The organism is Ktedonobacter sp. SOSP1-52 (genome assembly GCF_016587395.1).
Genome location: NZ_BNJH01000008.1, coordinates 1 through 21,155 on the forward strand (window position 1 = coordinate 1; position 21,155 = coordinate 21,155).

Here is a 21,155-nt window from a genome sequence, read left to right on the forward strand (position 1 = left end):
GACGTACCTCCTTTGTTGTCGCCGAGAGTAAAGGCATGCAGTCCACCCTGAGGATCGGGGAGCTGACCATTGATTACACACAGCACCTGGTCAAGCGTGGGGTAGAGGATATGATACTTACGCCAGTTGAGTATCGTCTCTTCGCCTATTTGGCGCGTAACGTTGGACGGATTCTGACGCATGATCAGTTATTGGAACATGTTTGGGGCTCGGAATATCTCGGAGAGAGCCATATGCTCCAGGTCAACGTGAATCGCTTGCGTCATAAGATCGAGCCGAATCCAGCTCAACCACGCTACCTCCTGACCAAGATTGGAGTGGGCTATACCCTCGTTGACTCGCAGCCAACTCAGTCGGCTTCTTGATTCTGCATTTTGCCAATGTCAGCATCACCCTGTGCCACGCCACTTTATACTGCAAGCTTGCGAGCCAGGAACGAGAAGATTGAGTGGTTGGCAGAGAGAAACGTCCCTGGCAGCAGTGTTCAGCCAGGGACGTTTCTCTCTGCCAACCGAAGATGTGTATGGTGCCATTGTTTAGCTCGTAGCGACGTTGGGAAGATGAGCCTGATTTTTTCTGAGCGAGCCTGTCCAGGGTGTTCCCAGCAATGGGAGCAAGTAACGGTCTACGCCATAATAGCCCGCGATACGCCAGGCCAGGACCAGGAAGAGGGCCAGGGTTCCAATGACGGGGTTGATACTCACCGCGCCCGCCAGCAGGAAGTTCAGATTCATAAAGAGTCCGAAGAAGGCGGCGATCCCGGTCAAAACACCCAGGAGCAATCCTAGTCCGACGCATATCTCGCCGAAGGTAATCACGTAGGAGAAGAGAGTCGCATTGGGCAGGACGACATGCTGGAGAAATGTGGCGTACCAGCCCTGTACAGCTGGATGGGGACCTCCGGCCTGGGCCAGGGCACCCGCGACAAAACCTTTGAGTCCAGCACCATCATGACCACTGAAGACCCAGGCTCCTCCTTTCACGACCTGACCAAAGGATGCGTCAAACGTATAGGAGTGACCAGTCAGTTTCTCCAGACCAGCGGTGAGCCACTCATAACCAACATAGAGGCGAACGATCAGCCAGAACCAGGCCATACGGGTGTCCGCAAATAGGAATCTGGACACCGGAGGTTCAGGAATCTGGGTAGACGTACGAGGCTGAAGGGTTTTCAACATCTGTATGATATCTTCCTTTCAGAAAAAATGGAGAAGCTATGATAAACAAAACAAGTAAGAATTATTCAGAGAGAAGATCATCGTTTGCTCTTATTCTTCACTGAATGTGATACTGTCGATTGTCACCTCCCTGACATTGATAAGCATAAACTGTAGTTCTCACTCACTAGTCACAACCAATGGAAGGGATATCACGGACAAATCACATGCGGAAAGACAGGCTGGTGACCTCACGAAGTGCTCACAACTCTACTATGCCGCGCTGTGATGGGCAAATTTTCTCTACTCTACATAGACTGATATGGTAGTATAGAGAAGAAAAGAACTCCGGCACAGGTGTGCAAAAAGTAGGCATGATTTGCCTGGGTGAAGTAAGTTGATGCCGGTGGCGTCTTGTATGGCTTGAAAGGCCAGTGATATCTCGTAGGGCAGACGCTCATGAAACATGATCAGCATGCGCAAGAGGCGCAAAATATCCTGGAAAGTTCACTAGAGCAGGAGAAAGCCTTTATGGGGTTGGCAACGATGACGTCGGCGACCCTGGCAGATTTGCTCTCCTTCTCCCCTGACGCACTTATCGTTGTCTGCACTGATGGTACCATTACGTATGCAAACGAGCAGGCATTCACCTTGTTTGGGTATCAGCAAGGAGAACTGCTCGGTCAGACGCTGGAGTGCTTGCTTCCCGAACGTTTCCGCAAGGTGCATCTTGCGCACCGAGCTGCCTATACAGCTACTCCGCGCCAACGCCCTATGGGCGCGGGACTTCATTTGTTTGGCAGAAGGAAAGATGGCAGCGAGTTCCCCATCGACATCAGTTTGCGCCCGGTACGCATTGAGCAGACCAGTTATGTGATTGGGGCCATTCGCGACATGACTATTCAATATCGCCTGGAGCAAGAACGCCTCCAGCAGGCCGAACGTCTGCGCATCCAGGCCGATCTCATCAACCTTTCGCACGACGCGATCCTCATACGAGATCCTATCAGTCGTATCCTCTCCTGGAATCATGGCGCGCAAGAACTCTATGGTTGGCCGGCGCAGGAGGTGCTTGGGCGTGTTACCCATACGTTGCTTCAGACGCGTGCGCCGATGAATCTGGCAGATATCGTTTCCCACCTGGAGCATGAAGGGCGTTGGGAAGGTGAGCTTACGCATACCCATCGCGACGGGCGAACGGTTATTGTGGAGAGTCGCCAGGTACTGATTCGCAATGCAGAGGGGACCGCGACTGCTGTCTTAGAAATCAACCGCGACATCACCAGACGCCGACAGTTGGAACAGGCCCAATCGACTGTCCATGCGACCACCCTCGCCCAACGCACCTTCCTCCAGCATATACTGGATGCGCTTCCTAGTAGTATTTATGTTGTCCATGGCAAAGATGCGCGCCTGTTGCTTGCGAATCAAACCGCGCTCACCATCTGGGGGGCACAATGGCCGCTTGAACAACCAATGCAGGCCTTTCTGGCCGCCAACCACATCCAAATCATGGACTCGCAGGGACAACCCTTTCTACCAGAAACCTGGGCGACCACGCGCGCGCTCCTGCAAGGCGAAACGGTGTATCAGCACCAGGAAATTATTCATCAACCCAACGGGAAACGCCTGCCTATCCTGGTCAATGCCGTCCCGCTCTCGTCGTCCTACTGGCAGAGCATGGAATCTTCGAGACAATATCCCCAGGAACGACGTGGGCACGAGCCACTGGCCCTGGTTATTCACCAGGATGTGAGTGCGCTGAAGGAGACGGAGCATCTCAAAGATGAATTTATTGGTATCGCGGCCCATGAATTACGGACGCCGCTCGCTATTCTCAAAACAGCTGTGAGCAGCTTAATTCGTCAGGCGACCCATGGCCATGGTACGCCGCTTGAAGACTGGCAGTTAGAGATGCTGGAGGATGTTGAGCAGGCTACCGATCGCTTAACCGACCTAACGGGAGACCTGCTGGATGTGACCCGTCTGCAGTCAGGCCGTAACGTGCTCCAGCGCGCCCCCACAAATATTGTTTCGCTGACCCAGCGCGTCATCGAACGTTTGCGTCAGACCACGATCCAGCACTCTCTGGAGTTGCAGAGCACGCAAGAGACCCTCGAGGCTATTATCGACGCGAAACGTATCGAGCAGGTGATCACCAATTTACTCTCCAACGCCATCAAATACAGCCCCCGGGGGGAGTGATAGCTGTACACCTGATAGTCAGGTCCGCTGAGAAGATCGTGGAGATCCAGATTCAGGATAGCGGTATAGGCATTCCCCAACAACAACAGGCAAGCATCTTTGGGCGCTTTATACGCGCTGACAATGCCAGGGCCGCGGGTATTAGCGGGACCGGGCTGGGCCTCTATCTCTGCCGATCGCTCGTTGAGCAGCACGGAGGGCGCCTCTGGTTTACTTCCCAGGAAGGGAAAGGGTCAACCTTCTTCCTGACACTCCCCATTGGAGATCTCTCTCAGGGCGAGAACGTGCCTGTTTCATAATCTCCGCCAATATTCTCCCTCTATTCCCCGTTTTACCGAAAATGCGAGCACCCAGGCTTTTTGTGTTAACATTGTGATAGCGTGTCATGTCCAAGTGACGTCCTTGTGCATTCCCCGAGGCTTATACTACAGTCACATCGGGAACAACCTACTAGTCTGCAAAGGGAAATGCCGTGAATACTCCAAAGCGACGAACATGTGGCTGCTTTTCTTCACTCGGAGAGCGCTCGGGGACCATGCCAACCACAACATGCGTTGATCTCATTGTATATGCACGATTGTTGGGGAAACAACTGTTGGCTGGTGAGATCGATACAGCCACGGCTTCTGCGGGCTTGCTTCAAACGCTTTTGCGCAGTGCATCTCAGCGTCAGGGGGCCCTTCTCCTTTGCCTGCCCAAACCGCATTCTGACGAAGTTGCGCATATTTTGGAGCTTCACTTCCCACTCATCCGAGGCACCACTGTGCGTGAGCAATGGTATCTTCTGGCTTTGCAGGAGATCAGCATGCAGCAACTCTTGCAGATACTCCCCGCTCTCCACATGCGGGAAGCCGCCGGACCAGCAACATCCCTCGCAGAGGGACGTATTATCCACTCCCCTCTGCCAATTGCGATGCCTTCCCAATGTGTGCAGGAGTCGTTCGTCAGTGAGCAGGTGGGTGAACCTTGGGAAGAGGTGCTAGAACCATTCTTCCATCTGCCACCCGATGCCACACTGATTATGATACAAACAACAGATGGTGCGCCACACGTTGCCAATCAACCTGTTCGTAATCCCTTACCATCCTGTGTTCAGGAGGCTGCTGGAGCCGTTCTCATGACAATGTTTCTTGCGCTCCTCAGTCTTCACACGGCCTCTTCTGGAGGTGATTTTCCTCAGGCTGCATCGCAAGCTACCCTCAGCCATGAGCTACGCAGTCCATTTGCTGCGATCAAGGGCTATACCCATACCTTGCTGCGCTACGAACACCGTATCCAACCTGAGGAGCGGCGTGAGTTTCTCCAGGAGATCGATGAGGCTAGCAGCCACCTCGCCAGCCTAGTTGACCAGCTCATCGAACTCTCTCAAGGCGAAGATGCCGTTGCTATCATGCGGCGTTATCAACATGAAGAACTGGCACTCGGCTATCGCACAAGCCGCTTCCGCCAGCAGCGCCGCGCTACGATAGACGCTGAGGGACACCTGACATTAATTCCGCGAGGACTGATTGAGCCCGCAGAGATTGTGGTGCGCCTGGGCCTGCACCTTCAGCGCCAGGACCCTGCTGTGCTCAGTTCTCTCATCGAGAGGCAGAGGCAGATGCGCCAGCAAGCGGAGCCGGAGTAGCGGCACCTCGGCTCAGTCTTCATTGATCCCCCTGGCACGCGTGCCGATGAGCTCATTGCCAGAGCTGGTCTGCGTGGCGCGGGTTACGGCAAGGCGCAAATCTCGCCCAAAGATGCCAATTATATCGTCAATCTGGGTGGGGCAACCTCCAGTGAAATCCTGGCCCTCATTGTCAAAGCGCATCATCAGGTCCTTCTCCACAGTGGAGTCCAGCTCGAGCTGAATCTGGAACTCCTAGGCGAATGGCACACGCAACAGGTCCAGGCCGTGCCCATAGAAGTGAGCTATACCACGACACGCGCCTCTACTAAGCCGCATCCTGATGTCTAAGATTTCATGCTTCAAGAAGAGGGCCAGCGCGTCATCAAGAAGCTTTGATGACACGCTGGCCCTCTTTTATATTGAACGCGAGAACCTGAGCTACTCATGGCTCCTGCGTGAGCAGCATATCCGCCATGGCGCGGCGCGGCGTGGGAGTAGCGGAGAATGTATACCCCATGCGCAGAATCATTTGTGGATAGTCGGATGGCCCTAAAAGCGTTTGTAGTCGTGTGCGCAGTTCTGGTATCTCCAGGGGCTGGTTGAAAAACGAGGCCTGGATTCCCTCTTCACATGCTGTCAGCAAGACTCGCTCCAGGGCCTCGCCTGCCAGCAACCAGTCCAACGACGAGTCGCCAAAGGTTCCCAGAATCGCTAATGCAGGGGCTTGCTGCAAGGCGTGCTGTATTTTGTTTTCCTCACTGTGGCTGAGGTTCAGTGTTCGCACCCAGAAGGGATGACTTCCTCCGCGTGGGCGAGCCGAGATAGGCATACCATCGGGGGCGGAGGCCGGTCGTAACCACTGCGCCAGCTCGGCGCGGAAGTCCTTATGGGCCCATTGTTGGCGGTCTCCTTCTAGGATAAGCTCCATGAGGCGCTGGCGCAACCCTCCTTCCACAAAGCGTATCCAGGTCCCTTCCTGACCTGCTTGCTTGATAAAATTGTCAAGCGATGAGCGTGGTATGGGCTTAGGGGAGACTTCTCCGCGATAGGTGTGGCGCCATGGCAGCGCAGAAAAGAGACGTCGATCCTCTTCGTTTGGTTCGTACGAAGAGATGACCGTCATTCTGGCGACCAGATTGGTGCATTGTGGGTTGGGGAGAAACGTGAGCGTCTCCTGTAAGCCAAAGTAGCGCAGCGCCACGCGTATGTTCATACAGGCGGCCCCACAACTGATCAGGACCTCGCGTCCCTGGGGATCAGCAATTGGCAGGCGACGCGAGAGATCGGCATAGACCTCAAGTGTTTTATTATGCACCTTGAAGAGCCAGGGCTGAATGTTATATTCGGAGGGAGCCAGCGCGGCATAGTGGAGGATGAACTGGAGTTTTTCCGTGATTGACCCCTCACGAGGGAACGCTCCTTCTTGCATTATGGGAGCAGCAGACGTATCGGACGTGTCCATAAATTGTTCCTCTCTGGCGGCGATAGAGGTCATAGGGGTGACCCGGGCTGGGACAGGTCACATAATCTCAGCACCCTTTTTCCTCACACGTCTTTTATGAGATAAAGGCGAGTTATGGCTGGATTTATTACCCAGACAGGCTGGTTCTGGTGTGATAGAACAAGCATAAGGGACAACGCTCACAATGGCATCAACAATACCTACCGGCTCCTCACAGAACGCTCACGCACCTCTTCTGTCAAAGGGAATGCTCTGTGAACAGGTCTTGCTTGTGGCGTTCGCTGCGTGCCTCCAACCTGTTGAGCAAGATGCGTGCGAAGCAATCCAATAGGGCAAAACCAAAATGCAGATCGTCCTGAGCCTCGCGCCGCAAACACTCTCCATCGAGTGCAATGATTTCAACAGATGTAAGTGCATACGCGTGAAAAGACCAACGATAAGGCGGTATAAGCCAGGCCCAGCCAAGAATGTCACCAGGGCCAAGTGTTTCGAAAGGTGCTGAACTGTGTGGCCTCACATTTAGCTCCAGCATGACTTTTCCCTGCGTGATGAGATAAAGATGGGTAGCAGGATCGCTGCCCTGAAAGATGTATGTGCCGGCGTCATATGTTTGCATTACCCCACACTCGCTCATCATTCGTACATACCGTGGCTCCATATGTTCGAGAAACGGCTGTTTCGCCAGCATAGAAGTATGTGCGCTCATAACTATTCCTCCTGTGACTTATGACGGACGGGACATCGAGCGCTCTTTGTGCTTAGATGTATCCTACTCGCTTTGCGTAATGGGTCTGGTAATGAGTACCGGACACTTTGTGGTACTGAGAACCTTTTCGGCGATGCTTCCCAGCAGGATGTGCTGGACTCCGCTTCGGCCATGCGTTGTCATGGCAATCAAGTCGGCGCACTCACCCTCGATGACACTTTGAGTGTGCTCCACGTGCTGAACAATGGCTGAGCCAATCTCGGTAGCGCCTAGAACAGATGTAGTAAACAGTACATGCTGAGAGGTGAGAATGCCCTGTTTGAGGCGCGCGATGACCGTTTGCAGGTAGTCCTCGGCCGCTAGCATCGCCTTTTCCACCTGCTGAGTGCTGTCCGCTTGCTGGTGCCTCCATCTGCTGTTGGTCGCGCGTGGAAGGGCGATGGCCTGGACGAGATGGAGTTCCCACTGTGTCGTGGAACAAAGTAGAGCGGCAAACTGGAGTGCTGGCTCTAGAGCACTCTCGGATAGTTTCGAGCCATCCAGGGGGATGGTGATGCGCCAGGACGGGGTTGTGGGGAGTACGGATGAAAGCCCATGTGCATTGAGAACCAGGAGAGGGATGGGACTGCGGCGTGTGAGTTGGCGCGCGACACTGCCTACCACCCAGCTTGCCAGACCTGTTTTCCCTCGGCTGCAGAGCACAATCATATCGGCCTGTTCCAGGCGTGCAGCAGATTCGATGGCTGGAGTTGTCGCACCCAGCTCGATATCCGTTTCAAGCGGAATGCCTGCCAGTTCAGCAGCGTGCATTTTAGAGATGGTCGCGAGATAGTGATGAGCGAGCGTATACTGCGTTTCTAGCATAGTAGGAGCCAATCCCGTCACAGGTTCGGCACCGAACGAACCGCTTCGTATGGGCGTGTGAATCACGCGTACCAGCGTGAGCGAGCCTCCTGTCGCATGCGCGATGTGTGCCGCGAAGGGAATAGCCAGTTCAGCGACATCTGTCCCATCGAGTGGGACCAGGACATGATGAAACATCTGTCAGTCTCCTCCCATTGAAATGCATGCGCGATTGTTTCACATTTCCTTTTTCTAGTGCTATAGAAACTATACGGCTCGTCCCTCACGTATCTATAACGGCCTTTGCTCCTCAGTTCACAAACCTTTCTCAAATCGTAACCGAAGCTCAGCCTCCTTATTGTTATGTGTTTGAGAGAGAGAGATGCGAATGCGAGACCCATTCGTGAGCTTTATGCAGTATGAAAGGAATAGAAATCCAGTGAAGCTATTTTCGCTATTAGAGGGGGAGAAGAAAGAAGGTGTTTGTCATGAAGAGCACAGATTTCTCTTGCGCTATCGCTACTGACCTGGTGCCACCAGGACGTCGCTGTGAATGGTGCGGCAAACCGGCAGAACACCAGCTAACGGCTATGGGAGGGCAACATCATAATCAGGGTGGCTTTTTCTGCGCTCGCTGTGGTCAGGAATTTGCGCTACTGGTCTGCGCTACCCTGCAACCACCTCTGCCCATTCAGCGCTTTGAATATCCAACATTTGTGTCCTACGCGTTCAATGGATAAATTCCTGAAGTAGGGCATAGATATCCGCAATCACAAATGTATCAAAAGCAGAGCTTATAGTATCACAACCACTTTTTGGAAAGTGGTTGGAATGGTGATAGCTTTGAGAAAAGTCTTTTCTCTGTTTGAGATCCAATCGTGAGCATAGGATCCTATGCTGGTATAGAAGTAAAATAGTGATGTTGGTGTAAGCATGACTTGCGGTTTATAGCGGATGGCATGCACCTATCTCTCGTCCGTGATGCGTGAAAGAGCAGCACCAATACCAACCACCTAGCAGCATCTATGAGCTGAGAAAAGGAGGATTGCAATGACACTCTATGAACCACTCAACATCTGTCTCTTGGCAACGGAGCACCGATATCCTCAGCATATCATGGAGTTCAATGAGGATGTGCTGAGTCCAATAGAATGTGAGACAAAAGGCTGGAATGCAGTGGAGATGCTGAATTTTCTGGAAGATTCCTGGCCTGCGCTTCTCGAGGCCATGGCTCTCCTGGTCGTGGATGGACAACAAAGCACCATCTACATTCCTACCTATTCGAAGTGCAAGCCCGCGTTTCAAGTTCATCTACGTGGCCATATTCCTGCTCAGCTTTACCATACAGAGATCCAGCACCATGCCCTCGTTGCAGCTCACTAGCACTTTTGTAGGCTTAAAGGGTGAAGGGCGGTAGAGACCGATATCAGTCTCTACCGCCCTTCACTAGCACTAGAACAAGCCCACAAAAGGTTGTTGCCATTCCTCTTGCGTTTTCCCGTTTTTCGAGTCTCCCTCGTGAAATCTGTGGAAACCTGAATGCATCTTGCGTATGCTTGTTGGCCGTACGATGAACAATGGTCGTTTGGTTTCTGAGAGCACACGCTCGGTAATGCTCCCCATCGCCCAGCGAGCCAGGCCTTTACGCCCATGCGTTGCCATGGCAATACATTCACAACCAGGGATGTTCTGGTCTGCCAGATGTCCCTTTGCACTGGCGTCGAGGATGGCCTGGGCAACCTCGATATCACAGCGCAGTGATGAGGTGAGATGCAGATGCAGCGTCGGCGGACACTCACGTAGCAGTCGTTCCTCAAGCTCTTTCAGGTAGCGCTGGGCCTCGTGCATCAGGGGGGGCTCCTCTTTATCCGTTACGCCATACTGTACAAAGAGGGGGAGAACGCACAAGAGATGAAGCGTCGCAGTGTCGGCGGGCGAGAAGGCCTGACTCAATTCTATTGCTGGTTGCAGTGCCTCTTCGGCCAGCTCTGATCCATCCAGAGGGACGAGGACTGACATCCCCCAGTTTGTCGAGAGCATAGGAAGGGCATCCTCTTCATGGAAAATCAGGACAGGAACCTGGCTATGGCGCGCAACCTTCTGAGCAACGCTTCCCAGCAGCCAGCGTTTTGCCTCTCCTTTGCCGTGACGGCACAGAACAATCAAGTCCCCCTCCTCTTGTTGGGCATACTCCAAAATCACGGTCGCGGGATCGCCCTGGACAACACTGGTGCTCACTCCAAGCCCTTCTAAACAGGGAAAGGTTAAAACATGATTGAGGTAATCTTGTGCCTCTTTCTGTTCGGCTTCCATGGCATCAGCCAGAATCATCGTTGTATCAGCTGAGATCCAGGCATACTCCATAGGCAGCATGGTTGCGCGTACCAGGAAGAGCGCTCCTCCTGTCGCCCGCGCCAGGTGTGCCGCAGGTAGCAAAGCTCCTTCCGCTCGCGTTGAACCATCCAGTGGAACAATAATGCGTCTCATCATAAGACAACTCCTTCTTCTTATTAATAAAGGGAAGCGCTTACCTGCAGGGTCATGCATCGCAGGCTATGCCATTCTTCCGCCATCTTTCACAAGCATAGACCGGCATATTCACTGCCTTATCACAGGACATCTCTTCCTCCACACGAAACCATCACAATGAACATCCCTAAACAGGCTCGCTACATGATGCAGGACCCAATAGGACAAGAGGCTGGCCTCGCAAGGCTAACCTCTTGTCCTATTGGGTCCTGCGCGTTTCTGTTTTTGCTTGAAGTTCGGGAACATATGAGAAATGGAGCGGTGAATGCTGAAGACGGATCCTTAGGATCGGTGCTTTACGCGGCCCTGCTCAAAATGAGGTCACCGGGTCGGCTCTTCTGTACATGGTTGATCTGCTCGGCATTCACTGACCATTTCCTCATCCCCCATTTCCCTCCCCTCTTACACTCTTATTATAGGATAGACCCTTCTCAAGACAGTCACAATACTGCGTAAATCTGTCACCAATAACTCACATTTTTCCTATCCAAGAGACCTCACCATTCTGTTTTATTGTTTTTATCTGCATTTAAAGTGTTGAAATACCTCGCTTTTTGACAACCTATTGTGAGCAAAATGAGAAACGCTAAAGGCTATGCAGTGACTTAGGTGAGATCTTGTCAGCATATCCTTAAGGAGGTTATTTCTTTTTTTCGTGTAGTGCTTTACAAGATACAAGAAATAGAGGAAAGGTATAAGATGATGACGCAAATACAACAGTCAACAGAGTCTCACTCCAGCAACAAGATACACCTATCCTCAGCAGCCAAAAGGTCTGGTCGCTTGTCAAACGCTATCCAGTTCCTATCTTAACGCTTGCGCTCCTGATATTGAGTGTCTGCTTCTGGCTGTTCAGCCTTCCATTTATCTCCCATTGGCTCCTCTTTAGTGGTATCCTGCTGGGCGGGACTCCCGCTCCTATGGGACACGCTCAAGCACCTGTGGCGTCGCGAAATGAGCGTGGACCTTATTGCGATGCTCGCTATCATTGGTTCGCTGATCTTACAGGAATATCTCGCGGGAACGGTTATTGTGCTTATGATGGTGGGAGGAATCGCCCACGCCTGGCGGCAGGAGCAACTCGTAAATATTCCCGCCGAAGAGGTCGAGATTGGCATGCACGTTGTTGTCAAACCCGGTGAGATGGCCCCGGTCGATGGGTTAATCATTTCAGGAATGTCCAGTGTGAGTGAGGCTGACCTTACAGGGGAACCTTTGCCTGTGCGGAAAGCTCGGGGCGCAATGATATTTTCGGGCAGCGTGAATCTCGACGGAGTGCTTGAGGTTGAGGCCACCAAGCGTAGTGCCGAAAGTAAGTATGCTCAGATCGTGCGCCTGGTTCAGGAGGTCGAGTTGGCCTCTGTCTCTGATTTTGAGGAGGTCTTTGGTAAAGGAGTGCATGGAACCATTATGGCTTCTCCTCATGAGCAGCCGGAGATACCGATCACTCATGACTTTCCTGTCGCCATCGGGAATCGCACTTTCATGCGTTCCTTACATATCGTTTTACCTGAAAAGCTACTGGCTGAGCGCTCGCAACGTACCGAGCATGGGCAGATTGTCAGCTTTCTTGCCGTAGAGAATCAGGTCGTGGGCCTCATTGTACTGGAGGACATCCCACGCCCCGACCTGGCCTATCTGGTCCCAGGCTTGAAGCAGGTTGGTGTTCGTCATACCGTACTTTTAACTGGAGATAACGAAACAATCGCTGAGCAGATAGGGCAGGCGGCCAAGGTTGATCAGATCGTTGCACGCTGCTTACCAGAGGAGAAGGTACGCAGTATCAAGCAGCTTCTGGATGCCTCGTATAAAGTCTTAATGGTTGGTGATGGTGTCAATGATGCACCCGCCCTGGCGAGTGCATCTGTCGGCTTGGCACTTGGTTCCCAGGGGCTAACTGCAGCCTCCAGTGCCGCGGATGCTATTCTACTCTCCACTGATATTCTCCGCGTGGTGCTGGCAGTCAAATTAGGACGACACGTTATGCGCGTCGCTCGGCAAGGTATCTGGATCGGCATAGGATTGAGTTTTATCGCTATGGTGTTTCAGATCTATATCTTCTACGAAGGGCAAGAGAAAACGCTTACCCATTACCGTCACCTCCTTTGCGCCACAATCTACCTCTCGTAAAAAGGCTTGTTGAGGTCAAGAACAAAGCTTCCCGTTCATCATGGCAACAATATCCTACGAACATCACAAAACTATCACCAGCGCTTTGCCAGTATTCACAATGCCTTCACGCTTCTACCCTATGCTCTCGACTCTAGGATACTAAGGGAACGAGGCATTGTGTACTTTTCGTGATGTGAAGGTTTTCTTGTGTGACTATATTGAAATTATCTGAGAACATCATACATACCTGAGAGGAATGGCATCGTAATAGCTGAATTGTTAGGAGATGAAGAGCATAAACGTGTTGGTTGATTGCTTCTCCCAACGAACAGAAAGGATCCATCAACGATGACTGCCGCTTCAACAATCAGGACATATGCCGTGGTAGAGCGCCAACATATCCAGCAGTTGTTCGCTGCACACTCAACCCATGGCTATCAGCTTATCGGACCAACGGTATGCGATTGCGCCATCATTTATGATGTCATTACTTCAGTAGATGATCTCCCCATTGGCTATACCGATGAACAAGGTGATGGCTATTATCGCTTAAAAAAGCGTGACGACGAGGCGCTCTTTGGCTATAACGTCGGGCCTCATTCGTGGAAACGTTTCCTGCATCCTCCTGCACTCCGTCTCTGGCGCGCCCGGCGCGAGCGCGAGGGAGCGAGTTGATATTGTCAACTTGATAAAGTAGCTGAACAATATGTTAGAATAGCTGTATGAAAACAAACACTACTCCCCCCAACTATAAAGGTTTCCGCTTCCCACCTGAAATCGTGAGCCACGCTGTGTGGCTCTTTTTTCGCTTCTCGCTCAGTTTTCGCGACGTGGAAGAGCTTCTGGCACAACGAGGAGTGGTTGTGAGCTATGAAACCGTTCGACAATGGTGTTTGAAGTTCGGGCAAATGTATGCCAATGAGCTCCGTCGTCGTCGCCCTCATTGTGGCGACACATGGCATCTAGATGAGGTCTTTCTCACGATCCGTGGCGAGAGGCACTACCTGTGGCGAGCAGTGGACCAGAACGGCAATGTACTCGACATCCTCGTGCAGAGCCGACGCAATAAGCATGCTGCAAAGCGATGTTTCCGCAAGCTTCTCAAAGAGTGGCAATACGTTCCGCGCATGATCATCACGGATACGCTGAAGAGTTATGCCGCGGCGAAACGCGACATCTTGCCTGGCGTGGAGCACCGTCAGCACAAAGGGCTGAACAATCGTGCGGAAAATTCGCACCAACCCACGCGACTACGTGAAAAGAAGATGCGGCGATTTACGTCCGCCAAACAGGCCCAACGCTTCCTCTCCGCCTTCAGCCCCATTGCTGGGCATTTCCAGCCGCGACGCCACCGTTTGAAGGCCGAGGAATATCGTGCCATGTTACAGGACCGATTTCATCAATGGAATGAGGTGACCGGCGTCAAACTGGTCGCATAACTCCAGAGACATCTCCACTTCTCCTCTCCCTTCAACGTCTCACCTTGTTATAGCTCATCTCTCTCTTTCAGTCCCGCGAATAAGTTGATAATATCAACCGTTGTCTGAATTGCCGGCGTCCCTTTCATAGTCACATGTCCAAGATAATAGGCGACTTCTTCGAGCGTCCATCCAGCCTCGCGTGCGCGATGAGCAAAGTCATGACGCAGATCGTGGAAGGAGAGGTCGCAGATCAACTCCCACTCCTCATGATTTGCCTGTCGTCTGAGGGTGCGAAATCAATGATGAATCCCGCCTTCTGTCAAGTGTGAACTTCGCTGTGAAGTGAAGATGTAGGGACTCTCCTTCTCACGACCGCCCTACTGAAGATAGTCGTAGAGTGGACGGCGTGCTTCGTTCAAGAGATCGATATCACGGAACTTTTCTCCCTTGTAACCGACATGCAGCCAGCCAATTTTCGGGCCGACATGGGTAGATTCCATGAGTAAATGAGAGACATCGCTGACACGACATCCCGCCCAATAGCCCAAAGCAAAGAGAGCCTTACCACGCAGATCATCTGCTTTCTCAACCAGATTGCGTAGTACAAACCGTTGGTCAGGGGAGAGAACACGGGGAGCGAGCGTCTGCTGTGTACTGATCTCGATTCCCTTGGTAGGATTGCGTTTGAGTACTTCCTTCTCATCAATGAGCCATTGGCAGAACTGCTTGATCACCGATTTGACCCGTGTACGATGACTGACACTATACCCTTCCTCCTTGAGCAAAGAGAGGTATCCCTCAACAACTGTAGCAGTGAGCTGTTCGGGATGAAAGCGTTTCGCATGTCCTGGGCGTTTCGCAACCCATTCCGTAAATTGGCGTAAGATACGCAGATAGGCATCAACCGTTGCTTCATCACGTTTGGCAAGACACGCTTGGTGATAGCTCTCAATTAATTCCTGCGCTCCAAATGGAGAGAAGGGAACAATGTTGGACGTCTCTGTCATTTTTCGTCATTTCCTCCTATAAAATTTTCTGTGGCGTGAGCCGCTTTTCACGTCATATATCAGTTTCCGCAAATTGCCAGGAGAGTATAGACTGGGAGCGCTTACCCTACCTTTCTCTGAATCACAAGCTTTCCTCTTTTCGGATCAATTTCGCTCTGGCGATACGCCTCGTTTATTCCTTGTGCAGTAAATGGAAAAATGCCATTCACGTGTACCTTCAACTTCTGTTCCCGGACACTGCGGACGATGGCTGCCAGATCGTCGCGCAGGTCGTCGCGGTTGGGTTCGATGTGGACACATTGGGCATCGATGCCACGAACCTTCGGATACTCATTAATCGCCAGAGCAACCAGAGAAATGAACTTACCGCCATCCTTCAAGACCGCGTAGCTTTTTCGTCCCGTTTCTCCTATTTTTAGGTCCACCACTGCAGCAGTTCTATCGTTGACCATATCCAGCACGACATCGACTGGCGTGCTTATGGCTTTGGTAAAATCGGTGACGCTGTAATCAATGACCTCGTCAGCGCCCAACTGCCACACAAATTCGTAATTGTGCATGCGTGCGGTGGCGATGACGTAGGCACCTTGCTGCTTAGCAAGTTGAACGGCGATATGTCCCACTCCCCCTGCGGCAGCATGAATCAGAATGCGTTGTCCCGGCTGCAACTGACCATTGTGAAACAGTGCTTGCCAGGCGGGCAGCGCTACCGCTGGGAGTGCGCCTGCTTGCTGAAACGAAAGTGTCGGAGGGATGAGCGCAAGAGCATGCTCTTCCACAGCTACATATTCCGCATAGGCACCGCCGACAGCAGGCGTTAGTCCCATGACGCGGTCGCCTGGCTTCACAGACGTTACCTTCTCTCCAACTTCTCTCACCACCCCCGCCACATCCGTACCCAGCACATACGGGAACTGGATCGGCATCATATGCTGTGCTGCCCCTGAGCGCAGAACATAATCCCCTGGATTGATAGATGTTGTGTACATTTCCACGAGAACTTGCGTCTCTTTTCGCTCTGGTTCAGCTATGTCTTGCTCTCGTAAAGTCTCAGGGATTCCGTAGTACGGCATAACAATGGCCTTCATGATCAATTTCTCCTTTGTTTTTGCAAGAGAGCTTGTATTCGTGCTACCAGAGCTCTCTTAGACATCTGTTGATTTATCAACGTTTGTTTAATATAATCTTAAGAGAGCTACCCGCTTCCTTCAATAGGGAAATTTGTCAAATTTGTTCATTAATCGACAGAGTCAAATTGATTGTTCATTATCGAGGAAAAGATGTGTGAAATAGCCCAAAGGAAGAAATCAATGGATAGACGAGTACGCAAAACACGGCAGGCCATTTTCGAGGCCTTTATCGGGCTATTGGCGGAGAAAGACTTTGAGCACATTACGATGAACGCAATCGCGGATCGAGCCAATGTCAACCGGGGCACTGTCTACTTGCATTACATGGATAAATTTGATCTGCTGGATCAGTGCATAGATACCCACCTGGCTCAACTGTTGGGAGACTGTCTACCAGGCGGCACGACACATCATCCTACGAAGGCTGCGATCCAGCACATATTTGCATATCTGGAGCAGCATGCCTTCTTGTATAAGACTCTCCTAGTCAACAAAGGCATCCCTACTTTCAGAAATCGCCTGATGGATGTGATGTTGCGGATCCTCAGAGAGTATATTGATGAAAGTCACATCGACCGGACCATGAATAAGGAGGTGAGCGCGCAATTTCTGGCTTCGGCGATCATTGGTGTGCTGGAATGGTGGATTATCCAATCTATGCCCTATTCTACGACGGATACGGTAGAGCAAATATGGTCGCTGCTGGAAGGCATGCGGGTAGTGCCTGCTCCATCTCACTAAGGACGACTGGAAACGTGCTTGTTTCCTTTGCTCTGATGGACTGAGAGAGATCGAGTGACTCGTGTCGTCATGAGCGACACTCCAGGAGGTAGGCCCAGGATAGATAGTGTTGGCGAAATCAAAAATCGAGCTTGCAACAGGATACAATCTTTTTGTGGCTTGAGCTAGAGAAGTCAATTCGCCAACACTATCAGGATACGTGTAAAAAACGTAACTATTCAGATGGCCCATGGAGAAGATGCAAATCAGGCATGTTCTTGCGCCCTTGATCTCGGCACTGCCAGGAATGCAGCAACAATTGCATACAATGAACCTTTTACGCCACCCTTCTGAATAGTTACGTTGAGGCACGATAGAGAGAGACAGTCATCGGAGAGGGACGCTATCGAAAACATGGACCATTGGGGCAGCTCATCTTTCTTGAAACCCTAGAAGGGGGTCCCAACATTTTTACCTCCCGTTTCCCCCGCTAAGGATTTGTCGAGGTGATTTCGCCTCGTTTCTCCCCGCTAAGCTGGAAAAGGTGGGCTTCCTTTCCCATCCCAGGCGGCTTCATTGAATACCATCCCCAGGTTGCCCGGCTCGCGCCCATGGCTATACATGGCCTTTGAGACGGTATGCTTCCTCTCCTACTCAAAGGCGAGAAGCCGCTCGATTTTCTCGGTCGTCCCAGAATTGCTACGAGGCGAGTAAATCAGGAGTCGCAGGGCGTTCATCCGTGTCCAACTGCAAGACTCTCGCCAGACTTTCTAACAATTGCACGGAGACGTGAATATCTCGCCCCTGCTCAAGCCTGCTATACCACTCAGGGGTGACTCCAGCGAGCAGAGCTACTTCTCCCCGCCGTAAGCCCGGTGTCCGCCGACACTGCCCTCTTGGTAATCCCACCTGTTCTGGCAAGAGACGAGCGCGACGATTGCGCAAGAACGCGGCTAATTCGTGATGACGATCCAACTCCCATTGATGCATAGACATGAAGCATACTCCATAAAGTCGATGTGACCGGAAACGGGAAGTGGTAGTTCCTGAATAAACTCGTATCTCGTTAAAATCTGTCCTTTATTATACACTCGTAACGGATGAAGTGAGTGGAGTCCATCACAGAAGTGGAGACGTAAACCCCTCTTGGCCCGAAAACCTGCTCACTCTTCACTCTTACTCTCAATTGACCTTTTCACTATCAGAAAGCAAAAGACATATGTTCAAACAGGAACATTTCTCAAGAAATCGAGGGAAAGCATGAAAGCAATTGTCCTCCACGAGTACGGCCCCGCGTCAACACTTAAATATGAAGACTTCCCAGACCCCAAACCTGCCACTGGTGAGGTGCTCGTGCGCGTCTGCGCCACCAGCATCAACCCTGCTGATTGGATGGTACGTTCTGGCACAGTCAAGGACATCCTTCCGGTAGCGTTCCCCCACATCCTCGGCTGCGACCTCGCTGGCACCGTTGTCGAGGCAGGCGAGGGCGTCACCAGTTTCGAGCCTGGCGACCGCGTCATGGCTGTGGCTCTACGTACCTACGCCGAACTCTGTACCGTCAAAGCCACCGACCTCGTCAAAATGCCCGCTGGCCTGGAGATGACTACCGCTGCCGCGCTCCCACTGGTCACCGTCACGGGCGATCTGATGATACGGCTGGGTGCCAACGTCCAACCCGGTCAGACCGTCCTCATCACCGGGGCTTTAGGTTCTGTCGGTCGCTCAGCGGTCTTCGCGGCATCGCAGATCGGGGCTCGGGTCATTGCTGGCGTTCGTGGCAAGCGACTTGATGCTGCCCGGCAACTTCCTGGCGTGAGCGAGGCCATCGCCATCGATGATGACGCAGCGATTGACCAACTCGGTCCTCTCGACTGCGTCGCTGATACCGTTGGTGGGAAGTTCGCTGACAAGTTACTTGCCAGAGTCAAGGAAGGTGGCACGTTTGGTTGTTTCCCCAAGCAAAACCCGCAAGACGCCGCGCTTTATCCTACCGTCCACATCACTACCGTTTTTGGGCAAGTCGACCCCGCAACCAGGGCTGCGCTGATCTTGCGCTACGCTGAAGCGGTACGTGACGGCACGTTGACGATCCCAGTCGAGCGCATCATGCCGCTCGCTGATGCCGCCGAAGCACAGGGAATCGCCGAAAAGGGCGGGATTGCCAAGATCGTCCTCACCGCCTGAACACGAAGATCAGGAGTGCCCGCGACCGCCACGGTTTTCATCACCGTCGCAGTCGCGGGCTGATCTATTGGACGCTCTCGAAAAGCGATGCTATAGTGTGCTCACGAGAAGCAATCCGGTCGAGCGAAAGGAAGATACCCTGTATGATGAATAGAGAGACCCAGGGCCAGACGAACTGGGTAGGAGCCTGGTATGCCGCCCCTTCCCGGATGTTTTCGGCCAATCTCAGTGGCCGTACCTTGCGGCAAATCGTCCACCTGCACGCTGGTGGAACGCAGCTTCGCCTGCGATGGCCCGGCTCTTATCATCCTCGATCACCGTCAACCAGAGCCGCCCACTCTTTCCCTGCCCATCTTTCACCAGGATGGGCAACAGACAATGATCCGCTTGCCCGCATCTCATTGGGCCTCGCTGCTTCCCGGCGGTACAACAGCTCATATTCCTCCCGATACGTCTCCCCTCCCGGCCTCTCGCCAGCGTCACCAGCGCCGGCGGGAGCGCCTTGACAATCTCATACACCTGCCGATAGCTCGGTTCCGCCCACCCTTGCGCTAAGGCAAAAGCGCTCACCTGCCGCTGAATGGTAGCCACCGACCGGCGCGGTTTGCGCAACGCCAATCCCCTCGATCAATGTGATCATCTCCTCCGAGAGATTGCGTCGCGTTCCTCGATCCGCACGCGGTTGCCTGGCCAATCCACACAGCCCATCTTCCCTCTACTGCTTGATCCACCGTTGTAAGGTCGAAAGCGGCACCCCCGATGCTCGTGACTGCTCCGTTTGTGGGACCCCTTCGCGCCACACAGGCTCTTACCACGCACATGCCGCCAATAGGCTTCCGCTCGCTGATCTTCAGGAATTTCCAAAAGCGTGGGAACTCGTCTCTCCATCTGATCCATACCTCCTCTGGTCGCATCTGCCTCCCGACACAGCCAGAGTATACGCTGCCCACAGCCCTCTTGACCATCAATTTTCCATAAAAAAATGAGGCTCTCCAGCATCTCCAGAGCCACACGCGCGACATGGCGACACGAACAGGTTGCCAGTCATTTCTTGCTCACGCACGGCACGATGGACCCACGCATATTTCTTGGCAATGTTCCCCTCAATGACTGGATCGCAACGCGAGGCTATCCTCCTGCGCTCGCTCTTTCAGGGCCTTTTTGACACGCTTGGTGAGGTGCCATGTCAATGCACACTTCTCCAGAGCAATCAGCACAGAACCAACTTGAGAAATTACAAATTGAAAAGAGAGCTCTGCCGATTGCCACAAACCGGCTCGCCGCTGATCTCTTCTGGCAGTGTGGTCTCTGGCAGAGACCAGGGCTATCTCTCGGTAGTGCAGTAGATCGTTATTGTGATAATACGATCTATCGCACTGGCTGCCAAGGATCCCATTAAGCTGTGGTCTCCTGAAACTCTTTATCCACCATCTCTGGTTCACTGACCATCCGACGAAAGAACAGCGCGGTCTCTTCTTGAAGAACGTCGCGAAAGCTCGGTTGCACTGGTTGCCAAGCTCTTTGGGATAGCTGCCTAAACTGATCAAAATGAACCATTCTTTCACCCAGCTTCTTTCCTTTTCATTCTTGCAACACAACCGTTTTACCCACGGTGTCAGCCTCGCTGCTCAAAAAGTTGTAAAATGAAGAAAATAGGAGGTAGCTATGCAGGTTGATTCTTTAGATCATCTCGTCCTCACCGTACAGGATATTGAGGCAACGTGTCAATTCTACTCGAACGTCCTGGGAATGCGCGTGATCACTTTTGCCGAAGGACGAAAGGCGCTTCAATTCGGGAGTCAGAAAATCAACCTTCACCCAAAGGGGAAAGAAATCGATCCGAAGGCTCAATTTCCAACGCCTGGTTCTGCCGACCTTTGTTTCCTGACATCGATACCATTAGAGCAAGTGATCGTGCACCTTGAAGCATGGAATGTTCCTCTCCTTCTAGGGCCAGTAGAGCGAACTGGTGCCACAAAGTCCCTCATATCTCTCTATTTTCGTGATCCTGATGGCAACCTGCTTGAAATTTCAAATGCTCGTTGATCGGTTTCTTTGATCAGCGAA

Annotated in this window: 22 protein-coding genes and 3 pseudogenes; 14 read left to right on the forward strand and 11 right to left on the reverse strand. The window is 52.4% G+C overall.

Features of this window, described 5'->3' with window-relative positions:
* On the forward strand, positions 1 to 365 hold a 365-nt coding region (locus JMJ16_RS51675), incomplete at its 5' end, for a response regulator transcription factor (RefSeq protein ID WP_201394435.1).
* Positions 366 to 536: 171 nt separating this feature from the next.
* Here the strand turns inward: JMJ16_RS51675 and JMJ16_RS51680 are convergent.
* On the reverse strand, positions 537 to 1,178 hold the full coding sequence (locus JMJ16_RS51680) for a DoxX family membrane protein (protein WP_201394437.1): 642 nt from the start codon (positions 1,176 to 1,178) through the stop codon (positions 537 to 539).
* A 438-nt stretch (positions 1,179 to 1,616) separates the two neighbouring features.
* Between JMJ16_RS51680 and JMJ16_RS51685 the strand changes: the two genes are divergently transcribed.
* The 4 genes and pseudogenes from JMJ16_RS51685 to JMJ16_RS57780 form a co-directional block, all read left to right on the forward strand.
* Complete coding sequence (locus JMJ16_RS51685; protein WP_201394439.1) at positions 1,617 to 3,362, forward strand: PAS domain-containing protein; 1,746 nt, start codon at positions 1,617 to 1,619, stop codon at positions 3,360 to 3,362.
* Positions 3,363 to 3,400: 38 nt separating this feature from the next.
* Positions 3,401 to 3,661: a cell wall metabolism sensor histidine kinase WalK gene (locus tag JMJ16_RS51690; protein ID WP_236602158.1), complete on the forward strand. Its 261-nt coding sequence runs from the start codon at positions 3,401 to 3,403 to the stop codon at positions 3,659 to 3,661.
* A gap of 236 nt (positions 3,662 to 3,897) precedes the next feature.
* The gene (locus tag JMJ16_RS51695) at positions 3,898 to 4,989 is read left to right on the forward strand and encodes a histidine kinase dimerization/phospho-acceptor domain-containing protein (protein ID WP_201394443.1); all 1,092 of its coding nucleotides are present in this window, start codon (positions 3,898 to 3,900) and stop codon (positions 4,987 to 4,989) included.
* A 54-nt stretch (positions 4,990 to 5,043) separates the two neighbouring features.
* Positions 5,044 to 5,160: pseudogene (locus JMJ16_RS57780) on the forward strand (UDP-N-acetylmuramate dehydrogenase); the annotation flags it as partial.
* A 63-nt stretch (positions 5,161 to 5,223) separates the two neighbouring features.
* Here JMJ16_RS57780 and JMJ16_RS55675 read toward each other — a convergent pair.
* The 4 genes from JMJ16_RS55675 to JMJ16_RS51715 all read right to left on the reverse strand — a co-directional run bounded on the left by JMJ16_RS55675 (position 5,224) and on the right by JMJ16_RS51715 (position 8,180).
* Positions 5,224 to 5,373: a hypothetical protein gene (locus JMJ16_RS55675; protein WP_236602161.1), complete on the reverse strand. Its 150-nt coding sequence runs from the start codon at positions 5,371 to 5,373 to the stop codon at positions 5,224 to 5,226.
* A 40-nt stretch (positions 5,374 to 5,413) separates the two neighbouring features.
* Positions 5,414 to 6,433, reverse strand: coding sequence for a hypothetical protein (locus tag JMJ16_RS51705; RefSeq protein ID WP_201394445.1), 1,020 nt, complete (start codon positions 6,431 to 6,433; stop codon positions 5,414 to 5,416).
* A 238-nt stretch (positions 6,434 to 6,671) separates the two neighbouring features.
* Complete coding sequence (locus JMJ16_RS51710) at positions 6,672 to 7,139, reverse strand: cyclic nucleotide-binding domain-containing protein (protein ID WP_201394447.1); 468 nt, start codon at positions 7,137 to 7,139, stop codon at positions 6,672 to 6,674.
* A gap of 63 nt (positions 7,140 to 7,202) precedes the next feature.
* Positions 7,203 to 8,180 carry a universal stress protein gene (locus JMJ16_RS51715; protein WP_201394449.1) on the reverse strand — a complete coding sequence of 326 codons (978 nt, stop codon included), beginning with the start codon at positions 8,178 to 8,180 and terminating at the stop codon, positions 7,203 to 7,205.
* Positions 8,181 to 8,470: 290 nt separating this feature from the next.
* Here JMJ16_RS51715 and JMJ16_RS51720 point away from each other — a divergent pair, with 290 nt between their 5' ends.
* Both JMJ16_RS51720 and JMJ16_RS51725 read left to right on the forward strand, forming a co-directional pair.
* Complete coding sequence (locus JMJ16_RS51720; protein ID WP_201394451.1) at positions 8,471 to 8,722, forward strand: hypothetical protein; 252 nt, start codon at positions 8,471 to 8,473, stop codon at positions 8,720 to 8,722.
* Between the two features lie 310 nt (positions 8,723 to 9,032).
* Positions 9,033 to 9,365 (forward strand): hypothetical protein, encoded by a 333-nt coding sequence (locus JMJ16_RS51725; RefSeq protein WP_201394453.1) that lies wholly within the window; start codon positions 9,033 to 9,035, stop codon positions 9,363 to 9,365.
* Between the two features lie 69 nt (positions 9,366 to 9,434).
* On the opposite strand, the gene JMJ16_RS51730 is transcribed toward JMJ16_RS51725, so the two are convergent.
* Positions 9,435 to 10,472 (reverse strand): universal stress protein, encoded by a 1,038-nt coding sequence (locus tag JMJ16_RS51730; RefSeq protein ID WP_201394455.1) that lies wholly within the window; start codon positions 10,470 to 10,472, stop codon positions 9,435 to 9,437.
* A gap of 993 nt (positions 10,473 to 11,465) precedes the next feature.
* Here JMJ16_RS51730 and JMJ16_RS51735 point away from each other — a divergent pair.
* The 3 genes from JMJ16_RS51735 to JMJ16_RS51745 all read left to right on the forward strand — a co-directional run bounded on the left by JMJ16_RS51735 (position 11,466) and on the right by JMJ16_RS51745 (position 14,062).
* Entirely contained in the window at positions 11,466 to 12,641 is a 1,176-nt protein-coding gene (locus JMJ16_RS51735) for an HAD-IC family P-type ATPase (protein ID WP_201394457.1), read from the forward strand.
* Positions 12,642 to 12,971: 330 nt separating this feature from the next.
* A complete protein-coding gene (locus tag JMJ16_RS51740; protein WP_201394459.1) occupies positions 12,972 to 13,298 on the forward strand; it encodes a hypothetical protein in 327 nt (108 codons plus the stop codon).
* 47 nt (positions 13,299 to 13,345) lie between these two features.
* Positions 13,346 to 14,062 carry an IS6 family transposase gene (locus JMJ16_RS51745; RefSeq protein WP_201394461.1) on the forward strand — a complete coding sequence of 239 codons (717 nt, stop codon included), beginning with the start codon at positions 13,346 to 13,348 and terminating at the stop codon, positions 14,060 to 14,062.
* 47 nt (positions 14,063 to 14,109) lie between these two features.
* Here JMJ16_RS51745 and JMJ16_RS55680 read toward each other — a convergent pair.
* The 3 genes and pseudogenes from JMJ16_RS55680 to JMJ16_RS51755 form a co-directional block, all read right to left on the reverse strand.
* Positions 14,110 to 14,325: pseudogene (locus tag JMJ16_RS55680) on the reverse strand (tyrosine-type recombinase/integrase); the annotation flags it as partial.
* 96 nt (positions 14,326 to 14,421) lie between these two features.
* Positions 14,422 to 15,051: a phage integrase N-terminal SAM-like domain-containing protein gene (locus JMJ16_RS51750; RefSeq protein WP_236602165.1), complete on the reverse strand. Its 630-nt coding sequence runs from the start codon at positions 15,049 to 15,051 to the stop codon at positions 14,422 to 14,424.
* A 101-nt stretch (positions 15,052 to 15,152) separates the two neighbouring features.
* Entirely contained in the window at positions 15,153 to 16,139 is a 987-nt protein-coding gene (locus JMJ16_RS51755; RefSeq protein WP_201394463.1) for an NADP-dependent oxidoreductase, read from the reverse strand.
* A gap of 222 nt (positions 16,140 to 16,361) precedes the next feature.
* On the opposite strand from JMJ16_RS51755, the gene JMJ16_RS51760 reads away from it, so the two are divergent.
* The gene (locus tag JMJ16_RS51760) at positions 16,362 to 16,922 is read left to right on the forward strand and encodes a TetR/AcrR family transcriptional regulator (protein ID WP_201394465.1); all 561 of its coding nucleotides are present in this window, start codon (positions 16,362 to 16,364) and stop codon (positions 16,920 to 16,922) included.
* Positions 16,923 to 17,630: 708 nt separating this feature from the next.
* On the opposite strand, the pseudogene JMJ16_RS51765 reads toward JMJ16_RS51760, so the two are convergent.
* Positions 17,631 to 17,891: pseudogene (locus tag JMJ16_RS51765) on the reverse strand (helix-turn-helix domain-containing protein); the annotation flags it as partial.
* A gap of 270 nt (positions 17,892 to 18,161) precedes the next feature.
* On the opposite strand from JMJ16_RS51765, the gene JMJ16_RS51770 reads away from it, so the two are divergent.
* Together JMJ16_RS51770 and JMJ16_RS51775 are read left to right on the forward strand one after the other, a co-directional pair.
* Positions 18,162 to 19,088: an NADP-dependent oxidoreductase gene (locus JMJ16_RS51770; protein WP_201394467.1), complete on the forward strand. Its 927-nt coding sequence runs from the start codon at positions 18,162 to 18,164 to the stop codon at positions 19,086 to 19,088.
* A gap of 192 nt (positions 19,089 to 19,280) precedes the next feature.
* Entirely contained in the window at positions 19,281 to 19,643 is a 363-nt protein-coding gene (locus tag JMJ16_RS51775; protein WP_201394469.1) for a hypothetical protein, read from the forward strand.
* 81 nt (positions 19,644 to 19,724) lie between these two features.
* On the opposite strand, the gene JMJ16_RS51780 is transcribed toward JMJ16_RS51775, so the two are convergent.
* Entirely contained in the window at positions 19,725 to 19,976 is a 252-nt protein-coding gene (locus tag JMJ16_RS51780; protein ID WP_201394471.1) for a hypothetical protein, read from the reverse strand.
* Between the two features lie 777 nt (positions 19,977 to 20,753).
* On the opposite strand from JMJ16_RS51780, the gene JMJ16_RS51785 reads away from it, so the two are divergent.
* On the forward strand, positions 20,754 to 21,134 hold the full coding sequence (locus JMJ16_RS51785) for a VOC family protein (protein WP_201394472.1): 381 nt from the start codon (positions 20,754 to 20,756) through the stop codon (positions 21,132 to 21,134).
* Positions 21,135 to 21,155: the final 21 nt, after the last annotated feature.